Origin of the sequence: Pseudomonas frigoris (assembly GCF_047758635.1) — a bacterium.
Classification (GTDB): Bacteria; Pseudomonadota; Gammaproteobacteria; order Pseudomonadales; family Pseudomonadaceae; genus Aquipseudomonas; species Aquipseudomonas frigoris.
Window position 1 is genome coordinate 5,288,324 of sequence record NZ_CP180479.1, and the last position, 13,642, is coordinate 5,301,965.

At 59.5% G+C, this 13,642-nt stretch carries 14 protein-coding genes; 6 read left to right on the forward strand and 8 right to left on the reverse strand.

Annotated elements, in window-relative coordinates:
• Positions 1–6: 6 nt before the first annotated feature.
• From flgJ to ACMXYH_RS24320, 6 genes are all read right to left on the reverse strand, one after another.
• On the reverse strand, positions 7–1,305 hold the full coding sequence (gene flgJ, locus ACMXYH_RS24295) for a flagellar assembly peptidoglycan hydrolase FlgJ (RefSeq protein ID WP_415765202.1): 1,299 nt from the start codon (positions 1,303–1,305) through the stop codon (positions 7–9).
• A gap of 11 nt (positions 1,306–1,316) precedes the next feature.
• Complete coding sequence (locus tag ACMXYH_RS24300; RefSeq protein WP_056742131.1) at positions 1,317–2,405, reverse strand: flagellar basal body P-ring protein FlgI; 1,089 nt, start codon at positions 2,403–2,405, stop codon at positions 1,317–1,319.
• Positions 2,406–2,432: 27 nt separating this feature from the next.
• Positions 2,433–3,128: a flagellar basal body L-ring protein FlgH gene (gene flgH, locus ACMXYH_RS24305; RefSeq protein WP_415765203.1), complete on the reverse strand. Its 696-nt coding sequence runs from the start codon at positions 3,126–3,128 to the stop codon at positions 2,433–2,435.
• A gap of 52 nt (positions 3,129–3,180) precedes the next feature.
• A complete protein-coding gene (gene flgG, locus ACMXYH_RS24310; protein ID WP_415765205.1) occupies positions 3,181–3,966 on the reverse strand; it encodes a flagellar basal-body rod protein FlgG in 786 nt (261 codons plus the stop codon).
• Between the two features lie 45 nt (positions 3,967–4,011).
• Positions 4,012–4,752: a flagellar basal body rod protein FlgF gene (locus ACMXYH_RS24315; RefSeq protein ID WP_415765206.1), complete on the reverse strand. Its 741-nt coding sequence runs from the start codon at positions 4,750–4,752 to the stop codon at positions 4,012–4,014.
• Positions 4,753–5,081: 329 nt separating this feature from the next.
• Positions 5,082–6,641: a sigma-54-dependent transcriptional regulator gene (locus tag ACMXYH_RS24320; RefSeq protein ID WP_111451850.1), complete on the reverse strand. Its 1,560-nt coding sequence runs from the start codon at positions 6,639–6,641 to the stop codon at positions 5,082–5,084.
• Between the two features lie 403 nt (positions 6,642–7,044).
• Between ACMXYH_RS24320 and phhA the strand changes: the two genes are divergently transcribed.
• The 6 genes from phhA (at position 7,045) to ACMXYH_RS24350 (ending at position 11,456) form a co-directional block, all read left to right on the forward strand.
• Positions 7,045–7,830, forward strand: a complete 786-nt coding sequence (phhA, locus tag ACMXYH_RS24325) for a phenylalanine 4-monooxygenase (protein ID WP_046055995.1) — start codon at positions 7,045–7,047, stop codon at positions 7,828–7,830.
• Positions 7,831–7,934: 104 nt separating this feature from the next.
• Positions 7,935–8,291, forward strand: a complete 357-nt coding sequence (locus ACMXYH_RS24330; protein ID WP_129442142.1) for a 4a-hydroxytetrahydrobiopterin dehydratase — start codon at positions 7,935–7,937, stop codon at positions 8,289–8,291.
• Positions 8,291–9,484, forward strand: a complete 1,194-nt coding sequence (locus tag ACMXYH_RS24335) for an amino acid aminotransferase (RefSeq protein ID WP_415765209.1) — start codon at positions 8,291–8,293, stop codon at positions 9,482–9,484. Before ACMXYH_RS24330 ends, ACMXYH_RS24335 begins: the two co-directional genes overlap by 1 nt.
• A gap of 277 nt (positions 9,485–9,761) precedes the next feature.
• On the forward strand, positions 9,762–9,893 hold the full coding sequence (locus ACMXYH_RS24340) for a hypothetical protein (RefSeq protein WP_008156098.1): 132 nt from the start codon (positions 9,762–9,764) through the stop codon (positions 9,891–9,893).
• 75 nt (positions 9,894–9,968) lie between these two features.
• Positions 9,969–10,151, forward strand: a complete 183-nt coding sequence (locus ACMXYH_RS24345) for a hypothetical protein (protein ID WP_008030471.1) — start codon at positions 9,969–9,971, stop codon at positions 10,149–10,151.
• Positions 10,152–10,256: 105 nt separating this feature from the next.
• Complete coding sequence (locus tag ACMXYH_RS24350) at positions 10,257–11,456, forward strand: MFS transporter (RefSeq protein ID WP_415765210.1); 1,200 nt, start codon at positions 10,257–10,259, stop codon at positions 11,454–11,456.
• Here the strand turns inward: ACMXYH_RS24350 and arfB are convergent.
• A complete protein-coding gene (gene arfB, locus ACMXYH_RS24355; RefSeq protein ID WP_008010994.1) occupies positions 11,453–11,866 on the reverse strand; it encodes an alternative ribosome rescue aminoacyl-tRNA hydrolase ArfB in 414 nt (137 codons plus the stop codon). The genes ACMXYH_RS24350 and arfB overlap by 4 nt on opposite strands.
• Positions 11,867–12,102: 236 nt before the next feature.
• Entirely contained in the window at positions 12,103–13,518 is a 1,416-nt protein-coding gene (locus ACMXYH_RS24360; protein ID WP_415765212.1) for an amino acid permease, read from the reverse strand.
• Positions 13,519–13,642 lie beyond the last annotated feature (124 nt).

A 13,642-nucleotide genomic window follows, 5' to 3' on the forward strand; every position in this document is an offset into this window, starting at 1 on the left:
TTATGCCTATAGAGGCGTGGTGGTAGCGCCCGCCGCAGCGTAGTTCTGGTAACTCGTCATCTGCTTGGCTATCTGCGAAATCTTGCTTGCGTAGTCCGGGTCGGTTGCGTAACCGGCCTTTTGCAACTCGCGTACAAACTGTTCTGGGTTATCGGCCGACTTCACAACATCTTGATAGCGATTGTTGGTTTGCAGCAGCGTCACAAGGTCATGGAAGCTGTCCTTGTAAGAGTCATAGGAACGGAACTGAGCCGTCTCCTTGACCATCTCGCCATTCCTAAATTCGCTGGTGATTGCCCGCGCCGATTCGCCCTTCCAACTGCTGCCAGCCTTGATGCCGAAAAGGTTGTGACTACTGCTGCCATCCTGGGCACGCATGACCGATTTGCCCCAACCGGTTTCCAGGGCAGCCTGCGCCACCAGGTAACGCGGATCGACACCAATGCGTTCGGCGGCCTCTTTGGCCATCGGCAGCATGGTGTTGACGAATTCGTCGGCGGAACTGAACGCTTTCTTCGCCGGTGCCAGCGGTATTTGCGCCATGGCACGACCATAAACCTGCAGGCGCCCACTGGATGTCGTATCCGCTTGCGAAGCCAGCCAATCGCCGTTGTACAGGGGGCCGGAACCGGTCTTGGTACTCTGCGGCATTTGGATGTTGTTCTGCGCCGTCGTGACGGTCGCGGCAGCGGTCGATGCCGACGGCACCAGCCCTGCGAGCAAGCGGTCGGCCAGTTTCGGCGGCAGCGCCAGACGTCGCTGATTGATCAGCGCCATGTCATTGCGATGAGTACCCTCGCCCGCACTTGCCGACTTCACCGAGCGCGAAGCCCACAACGGACGCTCGCCATTGAGGCGCGACAACGGCCCGTTGGTGGCGACCGTACCGGCGCCAATCGGGGTTTCCACGGCGGCTTTCGCGGCAGCTTGCTTGGCGGCTGACGCTGCAGCAGCCTCGCCCGGGGCCAGCGGCTTGTTCTTCGACATCTGACGCATCAGCACGTCAGCCAGACCGATACCGCCGCCCTCACGGGACATGGAAACGGCCAACTGCTGGTCGTACATTTCCTGGTATTGCTTGGCTGCCGGCGTGTTGAGCGGATTGTCCTGGCCCAGCGTTTCAGTGGCCGAGCGCATGGACTTGAGCATTTCACCGAGAAACAGCGACTCGAATTCCTGCGCAACCTTGCGCATGTTCGCGTCACTGTCCTTGTCGCCGACCTTGAGCTGGTTCAAGCGATTCAGGTCCGAGTAGGAACCCGAATCGTTGCTGCTGACCCCCAATCCGCCCTTGCGCATATCCATGGTCGCCGTCCTCAGATCACGATCAGGTCGGCTTGCAACGCGCCGGCCTGTTTCAGTGCTTCGAGGATCGCCATCAAGTCACCCGGTGCCGCGCCGACCTGGTTCACCGCACGCACGATTTCGTCGAGGGTGGTGCCCGGACCGAACTTGAACATCGGTTTGGCTTCCTGCTGGGCGTTGACCCGCGAGCGCGGCACGACGGCGGTCTGGCCATTGGACAGAGGGCCGGGCTGGCTGACGATCGGGTCTTCGGTGATGGTCACGGTCAGGCTGCCGTGGGTCACGGCGGCCGGGGAAACCTTGACGTTCTGGCCGATCACGATGGTGCCGGTCCGCGAGTTGATGATGACTTTCGCCACCGCCTGACCCGGGTCGACTTCAAGGTTCTCGATGATCGACAAGTAGTCGACGCGCTGACTCGGATCGAGTGGCGCACTGACACGAATCGAACCGCCGTCGATGGCCTGGGCAACGCCAGGGCCGAGCATATTGTTGATCTTGTCGACGATGCGCTTGGCCGTGGTGAAGTCCGAACGATTGAGGTTCAGCGTCAGGCTGTTGCCCTGATTGAAACCGCTCGGCACCGAACGCTCAACCGACGCACCGCCCGGGATACGACCGGCCGACGGAACGTTGACGGTGATCTTCGAACCGTCACGACCTTCGGCGTCAAAACCGCCGACCACCAGGTTACCCTGGGCGATCGCATAGACGTTACCGTCGATACCCTTCAGCGGCGTCAGCAGCAAGGTGCCGCCGCGCAGGCTCTTGGAGTTACCGATGGACGATACGGTGATGTCGACCTGCTGACCCGGCTTGGCGAACGCTGGCAAATCAGCACTGATCGACACCGCTGCGACGTTCTTCAATTGCACGTTGCCCGAACCCGGCGGCACCTTGATGCCGAATTGCGAGAGCATGTTGTTGAAGGTCTGCAGGGTGAACGGGGTTTGCGTCGTCTGGTCACCGGTGCCGTTAAGCCCGACCACCAGGCCGTAGCCGATCAATTGGTTGGAACGCACGCCGGAAATACTGGCGATATCCTTCAGCCGTTCGGCTTGAGCGTTGAACGCTGCGGACAGCATCAGGGCGGCCACCATGAGGTGTTTGAAATTCAACGTAGCCACCTAGAAAGGGAACAGCGGGCTGAGGAAGAAACGGTCGAACCAGCCTGGCTGACTCGCATCGGCAAACGAACCGGTGCCCGAATAGGTGATGCGTGCATCGGCGATACGGGTCGACGAAACGGTGTTGTCGGTGGCGATGTCATCGGCGCGAACGAGCCCGGCAATCCGCACCAGTTCATCACCGGTATTGAGGGTCATCCACTTCTCGCCGCGCACGGCGATGATGCCGTTGGGCAACACGTCGGCGACGGTCACGGTGATCGAGCCAGTGAGGCTGTTGCCCTGCCCGGCCTTGCTGTCACCCTTGGTCGCGCGGTCGCCGCTGTAGCTGGCATCCAGACTCAGGTCGCCGCTGCCGAGCGGGTTATTCGTGTTGGGCGTACTGCCGAACAATGAGGACAGGCCAATGCTGGTCTTGCTGTTCTTGCCGACCTGGGAATTGGCGTTTTTGCTGGCCTGGGTCTTCTCGTTCAAGGTGATGGTGATGATGTCACCGACCCGGAACGCCTTGCGGTCGCTGTACAGGTTCTGTTCGAAACCGGCCTGGTAGATCGAGCCATTATTGGCGGCAGCCGGCAGCGGTGTGCGCGGCAACACCGGGGCGTAGTAAGGGTCATTGGGCTTGGGCGTCGGACCGACGCAACCCGCCAGCGCGGCGACCGCACTCAGTGCCAGAACAGATACAAAGCGATTCATGACCCTACCTCACGGTATTGCAGGCGACCTGATGGCCGCCTCATAGACTTGATTACAGATTCTGCGTTACGAACGAGAGCATCTGGTCGGCGGTGGAGATCACCTTGGAGTTCATCTCGTAAGCGCGCTGAGTGGTGATCATGTTGACCATCTCTTCAACGGTGCTGACGTTGGACGTTTCCAGGGTGTTCTGCAGCGTGGTGCCGAAACCGGCCAGGCCCGGGGTACCGACTTGCGGCGCGCCGCTGGCCGCGGTTTCCAGGAACAGGTTGTTGCCCACTGCCTGCAGACCGGCCGGGTTGATGAAGTCGGCGGTTTGCAGGTTGCCGATCACTTGGGAGGCCGGGTTGCCGGCAACGGTGATGGACACGGTGCCGTCGCGACCGACCGTGAAGGTTTGGGCATCGTTGGGGATGACAATGGCCGGCTCCAGGGCGAAGCCGCTGGAGTTCACGATCTGACCGTTGGAGTCCAGGTGGAACGTACCGTCACGGGTGTAGGAAGTCGTGCCGTCCGGCTGCAGAATCTGGAAGAAACCGCGACCGTCGATGGCCATGTCCAACGGCTGCTCGGTGGTTTGCAAGCTGCCGGCGGTGAAGTTTTTCTGGGTGCCGACAATGCGCACACCGGTACCCACTTGCAGACCCGACGGCAGCTCACTGTCCTGGGTCGACTGGGCGCCTGGCTGGCGTTTGATCTGGTAGAGCAAGTCCTGGAACTCGGCGCGGTCACGTTTGAAACCCGTGGTCGACACGTTGGCCAGGTTGTTGGAAATGGTCGTCAGGTTGGTGTCCTGGGCGGACAGACCTGTTTTGGCAACCCATAGAGCCGGAAGCATTCGATTCTCCTCGTGCGCCTGTTTTACGGCGCGACGTTCTGATAATTAGCTGATCTGCAAGACCCGAGCCATGGCCTGGTCATCGTCTTTGGCGGTGTTCATCATCTTGATGTGCAGCTCGAACTGCTTGGCCAGCGCCAGCACCGAGGTCATCTCTTCCACGGCATTGACGTTGCTCGACTCAAGGAAACCGGACACCAGTTTGACGCCAGCATCGGCTTGCGCCGGCTTGCCGTCCTTGGTGTGGATCGAACCGTCCAGGCCTTTGGTCATGTTCTTGAAGTCAGGATTAACCAGCTTGATGCGGTCGACTTCCGCCATCACGCGAGGACCTTCGCCCATCGCACGAATGCTGATGGTGCCGTCCTCGCCCACTTCGATTTGCTGCTCGGGCGGCACGGCAATCGGCCCGCCATTGCCCATCACCGGCATACCGTTGCCGGCCCGCAGCACGCCCAGGGCGTCGACGTTCAGGCTGCCGGTGCGCACGTAGCTTTCGCCACCGTCAGGGTTTTGCACGGCGATCCAGCCATTGCCTTGCACGGCGACATCGAGGTCACGACCGGTTTCCACCAATGCGCCCGGGGAGAAATCAGTGGCGGGACGTTCGGACAGGGCAAACGCACGCGCCGGAAAGCTGTCACCGAACACCGGCATCGAACGAGCCTGCTCCAGGTCTTTCTGGAAACCGTTGGTGGAGATGTTCGCCAGGTTGTTCGCATGAGCCTTCTGCGCCAGTGCATTCTGGCTGGCGCCGGTCATTGCCACATAAAGGTACTTGTCCACACTCTTTCCTCTGCATGCCGGACGTTTGCCGCCCACTGCTGTACTGCTGAGCCATAAGCAATTTGCAGACCAACTTTTTTCTGGCGGCGCAGGGCCCGGCAAACAAAGGACTTGAGGGGTTCAGAGGGGAAACGGGGGATTGTGTCAAAGACGAAAAACCGGCGGTGTTATGCCGCTTCGCGGCAAGGCTTGACCTTGGGCAACGGCCGCTACCGCCTTCGCGAGCAAGCCCGCTCCCACACTTGATCGAGTTCCTCCAGAAAAAATGCGGTCAAGTGTGGGAGCGGGCTTGCTCGCGAAGGGGCCATCACAGGCAAAACAGCTATCGGCTAAGACTCAGTCTTGCCAACCTCATACTCACGCAACTTGTTGGCAATGGTGGTATGGGAAACCCCCAGACGCTTGCCCAACTGCCGACTGCTCGGGTGCTCGGAGTACAAGCGCTCAAGCACCGCTTTCTCGAAGCGCCCGACGATCTCGTCCAGCCCGCCCTCGAGCGAGAAATCGCCAAGTGGCTGACGCACGCCGTAGTCCGGCAGGCGAATATGTTCGGCCTTGACGGTCCCGCCCTCGCACAAGGAAACCGCCTGGAACAACACGTTCTCCAATTGCCGAACATTGCCCGGCCAATGGTAGTGACTGAGCCGCTCCATCGCCGCCGGCGCCAGTTTCGGCAGTGGGCAACCGATCTGCCGACTGGCCTGATCGAGGAAGTGTTCCACCAGCGGCGTCAAACCATCGAGGCATTCGCGCAGTGGCGGGATGTGCAGTGAAAGCACGTTCAAGCGGTGATACAAATCCTGGCGAAACTCGCCGCGTGCACACAACTCGGACAGGTCGACCTGCGTCGCGCAGATCACCCGCACATCCAGATAAACCTCTTCATCGCTGCCCACACGACGGAAGCAACCGTCCTGTAGGAAACGCAGCAATTTCACCTGTAAACGCGGGCTCATTTCCCCGACGCCATCGAGAAACAGCGTACCGCCCGCCGTCAGTTCCAGCAGTCCGAGCTTGCCTTCGGCCCGCGCCCCTTCGAAAGCGCCGGGGCCGTAGCCGAACAGCTCCGTCTCAGCCATGGATTCCGGCAGACCCGCGCAGTTAAGCGCCATTAACGGTGACTGCCCCCGCGGACTCGCCAGGTGGCAGGCTCGCGCCAACAACTCTTTACCCGTACCGGTTTCACCTTCTATTAATAGCGGCGCATCCAGCGGAGCCATGCGTCGAGCTTCGCGCACCACCGCGGCCATCACCTTCGAGCTTTGGAAAATGCTGTCGAAACCGCGCAGCTCCTGCTTGCGCACGTTATAGATACGTTCACCGACCCGGTCGGCGCGGTGCAGCGTGAGTACCGCGCCGGCCATGGCTTCGCTGTCGTCATGCTCTGATTGCAGTGGCGCAATGTCGGCGAGAAACACGTCGCCCTTGACCTTCACCCGCAAGCCGTTGATCCGCGACTTGTTGGCGCGCACCAGTTCTGGCAAGTCAAAATCCTCGGCGTAACGCGACAGCGGAATCCCCGGCACCTCATCCACCCGCACGCCGAGCAACTGCGCCGCCGCGCGGTTGGCCGCGACGATCGAACCGCCCATGTCGATCGACAGCACCGGAAACTCCAGGGCGCCGAGCAACGCATTGAGCTCCATGTGCCGACGTTCGCTGGGCATCAGCCCTACACGCTTGACGCCAAAAACCCCGGCTATCGATTCGAACTTGGGACGCAACGCCTGAAATTGAATGTTGATCAGGTTTGGGCAATGCAGGTAGATCGCATTGCCATGCTCACCGCCGACCTCGCCGCGAGCGACGTTGATCCCGTACTCCACCAACAGGTTGAGAATGTCGCGCAGAATGCCGATACGGTTCTGGCAATGGACTTTGATACGCATATAAAGGCCCGAAAAAGCGGTGAGTGAGGTTAATGCCGAGCGCATAACCTGTGGGAGCGGGCTTGCTCGCGAAAGCGGACTGTCTGATACATCAATGTCGGATGTGCCGACGCTTTCGCGAGCAAGCCCGCTCCCTCAGGGGTATTCGCAGTGCCTCGGACATATTTTTTTTACTGAGTGGCTCAATTAGTCGTCAAGATTATGTGACACCTGCACGCCATTTCAAACCCGCAAATCTCAATCCCTACGCCATAGCGGCCGATCCGTAACGAATACTTTACAAAAATCGACGAATTTTCCTACGCACAGCGCGACTCACGTGCTGCAACGCTGCATTTCTTGAGGTATTTCTAGGTCCATAGCAGGACATAACAAGAACGAAATCCCCTAGCAGGAGAGCAGCATGAAGCAGACGCAATACGTGGCTCGCGAGCCCGATGCGCAAGGTTTTATCGACTACCCCGCCGAAGAACACGCGGTGTGGAACACGCTGATTACTCGCCAACTGAAAGTGATCGAGGGTCGTGCGTGCCAGGAATACCTGGACGGTATCGAAAAACTCGGTCTGCCCCACGACCGCATTCCGCAACTCGGTGAGATCAACAAGGTCCTCGGTGAAACCACCGGGTGGCAGGTTGCCCGGGTTCCCGCACTGATCCCATTCCAGACCTTTTTCGAATTGCTCGCCAACAAGCAGTTCCCGGTAGCGACGTTTATTCGTACCCGCGAAGAACTGGATTACCTGCAAGAGCCGGACATTTTCCACGAGATTTTTGGCCACTGCCCGCTGCTGACCAACCCTTGGTTCGCCGAATTTACCCACACCTACGGCAAACTTGGCCTACAGGCTTCCAAGGAAGAACGCGTGTACCTGGCGCGTTTGTACTGGATGACCATCGAGTTTGGCCTGGTCGATACGCCAGAAGGCCAGCGCATCTACGGCGGCGGCATTCTCTCCTCGCCAAAAGAAACCGTTTACTGCCTGTCGAACGAACCTGAGCATCAGGCCTTCGATCCGCTGGAATGCATGCGCACGCCGTACCGCATCGACATCCTGCAACCGCTGTACTTTGTCCTGCCGAACCTCAAGCGCCTGTTCGACTTGGCCCACGAAGACATCATGGGCATGGTCAAGCAAGGCATGCAGCTGGGATTGCACACACCAAAATTTCCGCCAAAGGCTGCGTGATCCGCTGCTTTTAGAATCAAGTGAGCCTGTCAGTAACCGACGCTTTGGTTTAGCGTGGTGACACTGACGGCCGATTTCCAATAATTCGATTTCAGGAACCCATCATGTCCACATTGAACCAAGCCCACTGCGAAGCCTGCCAAGCCGGCGCTCCTCAGGTCAGCGACGAAGAACTGCCGGTACTGATCAAGCAGATTCCTGACTGGAACATTGAAGTGCGCGACAGCGTAATGCAGCTGGAAAAAGTTTTCCTGTTCAAGAACTTCAAGCACGCACTGGCGTTCACCAACGCCGTCGGTGAAATCTCCGAGGCTGAAGGTCACCACCCGGGCCTGCTGACCGAGTGGGGCAAAGTCACCGTGACCTGGTGGAGCCACTCCATCAAGGGCCTGCATCGCAACGATTTCATCATGGCCGCGCGCACTGACGAAGTGGCCAAGGACGCCGAGGGCCGCAAATAATGCATTTCGACGCCATCGGTCGAGTACCCGGCGACCCGATTCTCGGCCTGATGGAGGCCTATGCGCAGGACCCCAACCCGCGCAAATTCGACCTCGGCGTGGGTGTCTATAAAGACGCCCAGGGCCTGACACCGATTCCCCAGTCCGTGAAGCTCGCCGAGCAACGCCTGGTGGATCGTCAGACCACCAAAACCTACATCGGTGGCCACGGTGAACCGGCGTTCGGCAAGGCCATCGTTGAATTGGTGCTAGGTGCCGATTCCCCGCTAATCGCCGAACAACGGGCCGGCGCAACGCAAACGCCGGGCGGCACCGGCGCGCTGCGCTTGAGTGCCGACTTCATCGCCCAGTGCCTGCCGGGCCGTGGCGTGTGGCTGAGCAACCCGACCTGGCCGATTCACGAAACCATCTTCGCGGCAGCCGGGGTCAAGGTCAGTCATTACCCGTACGTCGGCAGCGATAACCGCCTCGACGTCGAGGCGATGCTCGCGGTACTCAATGAAGCGCCGAAGGGCGATGTGGTACTGCTGCACGCCTGCTGCCACAACCCGACCGGGTTCGATCTGTCCCATGACGATTGGCGCCGGGTGCTGGACGTGGTGCGCAGTCGCGATTTGGTGCCACTGATCGACTTCGCCTACCAGGGCTTCGGCGATGGCCTGGAACAGGATGCCTGGTCGACGCGGTTGTTCGCTGCCGCGTTGCCGGAAGTGCTGATCACCAGTTCCTGCTCGAAGAACTTCGGCCTGTACCGCGACCGCACCGGCGCGCTGATTGTCTGCGCGAAAACCGCTGACAAGCTGATGGATATCCGCAGCCAACTGGCCAACATCGCTCGCAATCTGTGGTCGACACCACCGGATCATGGCGCTGCTGTGGTAGCGACCATCCTCAGTGATCCAGAGCTGAAAAGCCTCTGGGCCGACGAAGTGGAAGCCATGCGTTTGCGTATCGCCCAACTGCGTAGCGGTTTGGTTGAAGCGCTTGAACCTCATGGTTTGCGCGAACGCTTTGCGCACATCGGCGTGCAGCGCGGGATGTTTTCCTACACCGGTTTGACGCCGGACCAGGTCAAACAACTGCGTGATCACCACAGCGTTTACATGGTGGGCACTGGCCGGGCGAACGTCGCCGGAATCGATGCCACACGCCTTAATTTGCTGGCCGAGGCAATCGCCGAAGTCTGCAAATAACCATCAAGCACCTGCAATCCCTGTGGGAGCGAGCTTGCTCGCGATAGCGGTGTGTCCTTCAATGTTAATGTCGACTGACACGACCCCATCGCGAGCAAGCTCGCTCCCACAATGCTTTGTGCTGCCCCCTCTTCCAGACCTGTCTAGACAATCCCATCCGTCGCAACAATTGGATATAAAAGTCTATTTGTCATTTCTCCTGCTGTATCCTTCCCAGGCTTTTTTTTTAAAGCGCGGATCTACCAGATCTATCAACAGACTTTGCGAGGAGCGCGATATGCACGAGATCCCTAATCTCCCCTTCCCAAGCCTGCACGAAACTGAGCAGACGCCCACGCAACAAGCCGGTGCCCAACAGCCCGAGCCAAAAGAAGCCACTGAACGCCGCAAGGCCGACAGCGAAGACTGATTCACCTGCAATGCCAGACCGTGTGGAAAGCGCTAACATGCGCTTTCCACACCGCCTGAACCCTTGAGCCCCACCATGACCGATGACTTTAGCGAAACCCAAGCCAGCGTCCTGATCGGCACCGCCGAGAAGATGATCGAGATCTGGAATCGCCTTTCCCCCGAGAAACAAGCCGCGCTGCTCGCCCGTTTCGGTAGCGAAGAAAACGCCCTGGCCGCCCTGGTCACGACACAACTGGTTGCCCCCGCAAAGCCCTGATTCATCCCCGCCCGACAAATAGTTTTACTTTTTCCACGACCCGCAGCCGCTCGCACCGCTATCATAAGCAGCCTATCTATCCTGCTTCCCCGTGGATCTTTACCCATGTCTGAAAACCAGCGCCCCCTGGCGGTCACGCTGCAAGTCGTTTCCATCGTCCTGTTCACCTTCATCGGCTACCTGAATATCGGCATTCCCCTGGCCGTGTTGCCGGGCTACGTCCACAGCGATCTGGGCTTCGGCGCCGTAATCGCCGGCCTGGTGATCAGCGTGCAATACCTGGCCACCCTGCTCAGCCGTCCTTATGCCGGGAAAATCATCGACAACAAGGGCAGCAAACTCGCCGTAATGTACGGCCTCGCCGGCTGCGGTTTGAGTGGAGTGTTCATGCTGATTTCGGCCTGGACCCAGAGCCTGCCGATGCTCAGCCTGATCAGCCTGTTGATCGGCCGATTAGTGCTTGGCAGCGCGGAAAGCCTGGTGGGTTCGGGTTCGATCGGCTGGGGCATTGGCCGGGTCGGTGCGGCCAACACCGCCAAAGTCATCTCTTGGAACGGCATCGCCAGCTATGGCGCCATCGCCATTGGCGCCCCGCTGGGGGTGTGGCTGGTCGGTGAATTGGGTTTGTGGAGCATGGGCGTGAGCATCGTGCTGCTGGCCGTCCTCGGCCTCGTGCTGGCCTGGCCGAAAACCGCCGCGCCAATCGTTGTCGGTGAACGCTTGCCGTTCATGCATGTGCTGGGGCGAGTGCTGCCACATGGGTGCGGTCTGGCGCTGGGCTCGATCGGCTTCGGCACCATCGCCACCTTCATCACCCTCTATTACGCGACTCAGCATTGGTCCAATGCGGTGCTGTGCTTGAGCTTGTTCGGTGCCAGTTTTATTGGTGCGCGGCTGCTGTTCGGCAACCTGATCAACCGCCTCGGCGGCTTTCGCGTAGCGATTGCCTGCCTGTCGGTGGAAACGCTTGGGTTGTTGCTGCTATGGCTGGCACCGGACGCCCATTGGGCACTGGCGGGTGCGGCATTGAGCGGGTTCGGCTTCTCGCTGGTGTTCCCGGCACTGGGCGTGGAAGCGGTCAACCTGGTGCCGGCCTCAAGTCGTGGTGCGGCAGTCGGGGCTTATTCGTTGTTTATCGATTTGTCGCTGGGGATCACCGGGCCAGTGGCGGGTGCCGTTGCAGCAGGCTTTGGCTTTGCCTCGATCTTCCTGTTCGCCGCCCTTGCCGCTTTAAGCGGGTTGATGCTTAGCGTTTATCTGTACCGGCAAGCGCCAAAGTATCGCGAAAAAAGAGACGCGCGTTAGAAGTCGACCTTACCGCGTCCAGCCTTGATGCTGCCGCGCTTGGTCTTGGATTCGAGCCGACGCTTCTTCGAACCGAGGGTCGGCTTGGTCGGACGACGTTTCTTTTCGACCTTGGTGGCACTGAGGATCAACTCGGTCAGCCGTTCCAGCGCATCCGCACGATTGGCTTCCTGCGTGCGGTATTGCTGGGCCTTGATGATCAACACCCCTTCGCTGGTGATGCGACTGTCGCGCAGCGCCAGCAGCCGTTCCTTGTAGAACTCGGGCAAGGACGAGGCCGGAATGTCGAAACGCAGGTGCACCGCGCTGGAGACCTTGTTGACGTTCTGCCCACCAGCGCCCTGGGCACGGATGGCGGTCAACTCGATCTCGGCATCCGGCAGATGCACGTTGTTGGAAATCACCAGCATGGAAAAGCGTCCGTATTCAGAACACGCAGGATACCGCGATTGGATCGGCGTAACGCGTCCCTTGTGGGAGCGGGCTTGCTCGCGAAAGCGGTGGGACAGGCAATATTTATGCTGACTGATCCACCGCTTTCGCGAGCAAGCCCGCTCCCACAGGGATCAGCGCAAGTTCACAGGTTTTGCAGCGCGCACAAAAAACCCGGCACATTGGCCGGGTTTGTTGTTTCTGCAGACTGCGCTTACTTCGCGTTTGCCGCGTGCAACGCATGCCGGTCACGACGCTTATTCTTGATGCCGTAGCAAATCCACATGAACGCGACCCACACTGGAATCGCATACACCGAGATCTGAATCCCCGGAATCAGCAGCATTACGCCCAGAATGAACACCACGAACGCCAGGCAGATGTAGTTCCCGTACGGGTACCACAAGGCCTTGAACAGCGGCGTCTGCTTGGTTTTGTTCATGTGCTGGCGGAACTTGAAGTGCGAGAAGCTTATCATCGCCCAGTTGATCACCAGGGTGGCAACCACCAGCGACATCAACAGTTCCAGCGCGTTTTGCGGGATCAGGTAGTTCAGCAATACGGCAATCAATGTCACCGCCGCCGAAGCAAGGATCGAACGCACTGGCACGCCGCGCTTGTCGATCTTCGACAAGGCTTTCGGCGCATCGCCCTGCTCGGCCATGCCCAGCAGCATGCGGCTGTTGCAGTAGGTGCCGCTGTTGTACACCGACAGCGCCGCGGTCAGGACCACGAAATTGAGGATGTGCGCAGCGGTGTCACTGCCGAGCATCGAGAACACTTGAACGAACGGGCTGCCGCTGTAGGAATCACCCGACGCGTTCAGGGTCGCCAACAGGCTGTCCCATGGCGTCAGCGAAAGCAGGATAACCAACGCACCGATGTAGAAAATCAGGATCCGGTAGATCACCTGGTTGATGGCTTTCGGGATCACGGTTTTCGGCTTGTCGGCTTCAGCTGCGGTGAAACCGAGCATTTCCAGGCCGCCGAAGGAGAACATGATGATCGCCATGGCCATCACCAGGCCGCTGACACCATTCGGGAAGAAACCGCCGTGGACCCACAGGTTGGTCACCGACGCTTGCGGGCCGCCGTCGCCGCTGACCAGCAGGTAGCTGCCGAGCGCAATCATGCCGACGATGGCCACGACCTTGATGATCGCGAACCAGAACTCGGCCTCACCAAAGACTTTGACGTTGGCCAGGTTGATCAGATTGATCAGGACGAAGAAGCCGGCTGCCGAGACCCACGTCGGGATGTGTGGCGCCCAGTAGTGGATGTATTTACCGACCGCGGTCAGCTCCGACATGCCCACCAGAATGTACAGAATCCAGCAGTTCCAGCCCGACAGGAAGCCGGCGAAACCGCCCCAGTATTTATGGGCGAAGTGGCTGAAGGAACCGGCGACTGGCTCTTCGACGATCATTTCGCCGAGCTGGCGCATGATCATGAAAGCAATGAAGCCGCAGATGGCGTAGCCGAGAATCATCGACGGGCCGGCGGATTTCAGTACGCCGGCCGAGCCGAGGAACAGCCCGGTACCGATCGCGCCACCGAGGGCGATCAGTTGAATGTGGCGATTTTTCAGGCCGCGTTTCAGCTCGCCTGAATGCGAGTTTTGTCCACTCATGAAAAGGGTCTCACGCAAGGTTTGATGATGTTCGTTAGACGTTGCTGCTCGGTTGCGATTTCAAGCAGCGCCGATCAAACCCCAGCGAAGGCAAAAGGAGTTCAGCGTTTTTGCAACGGTCATG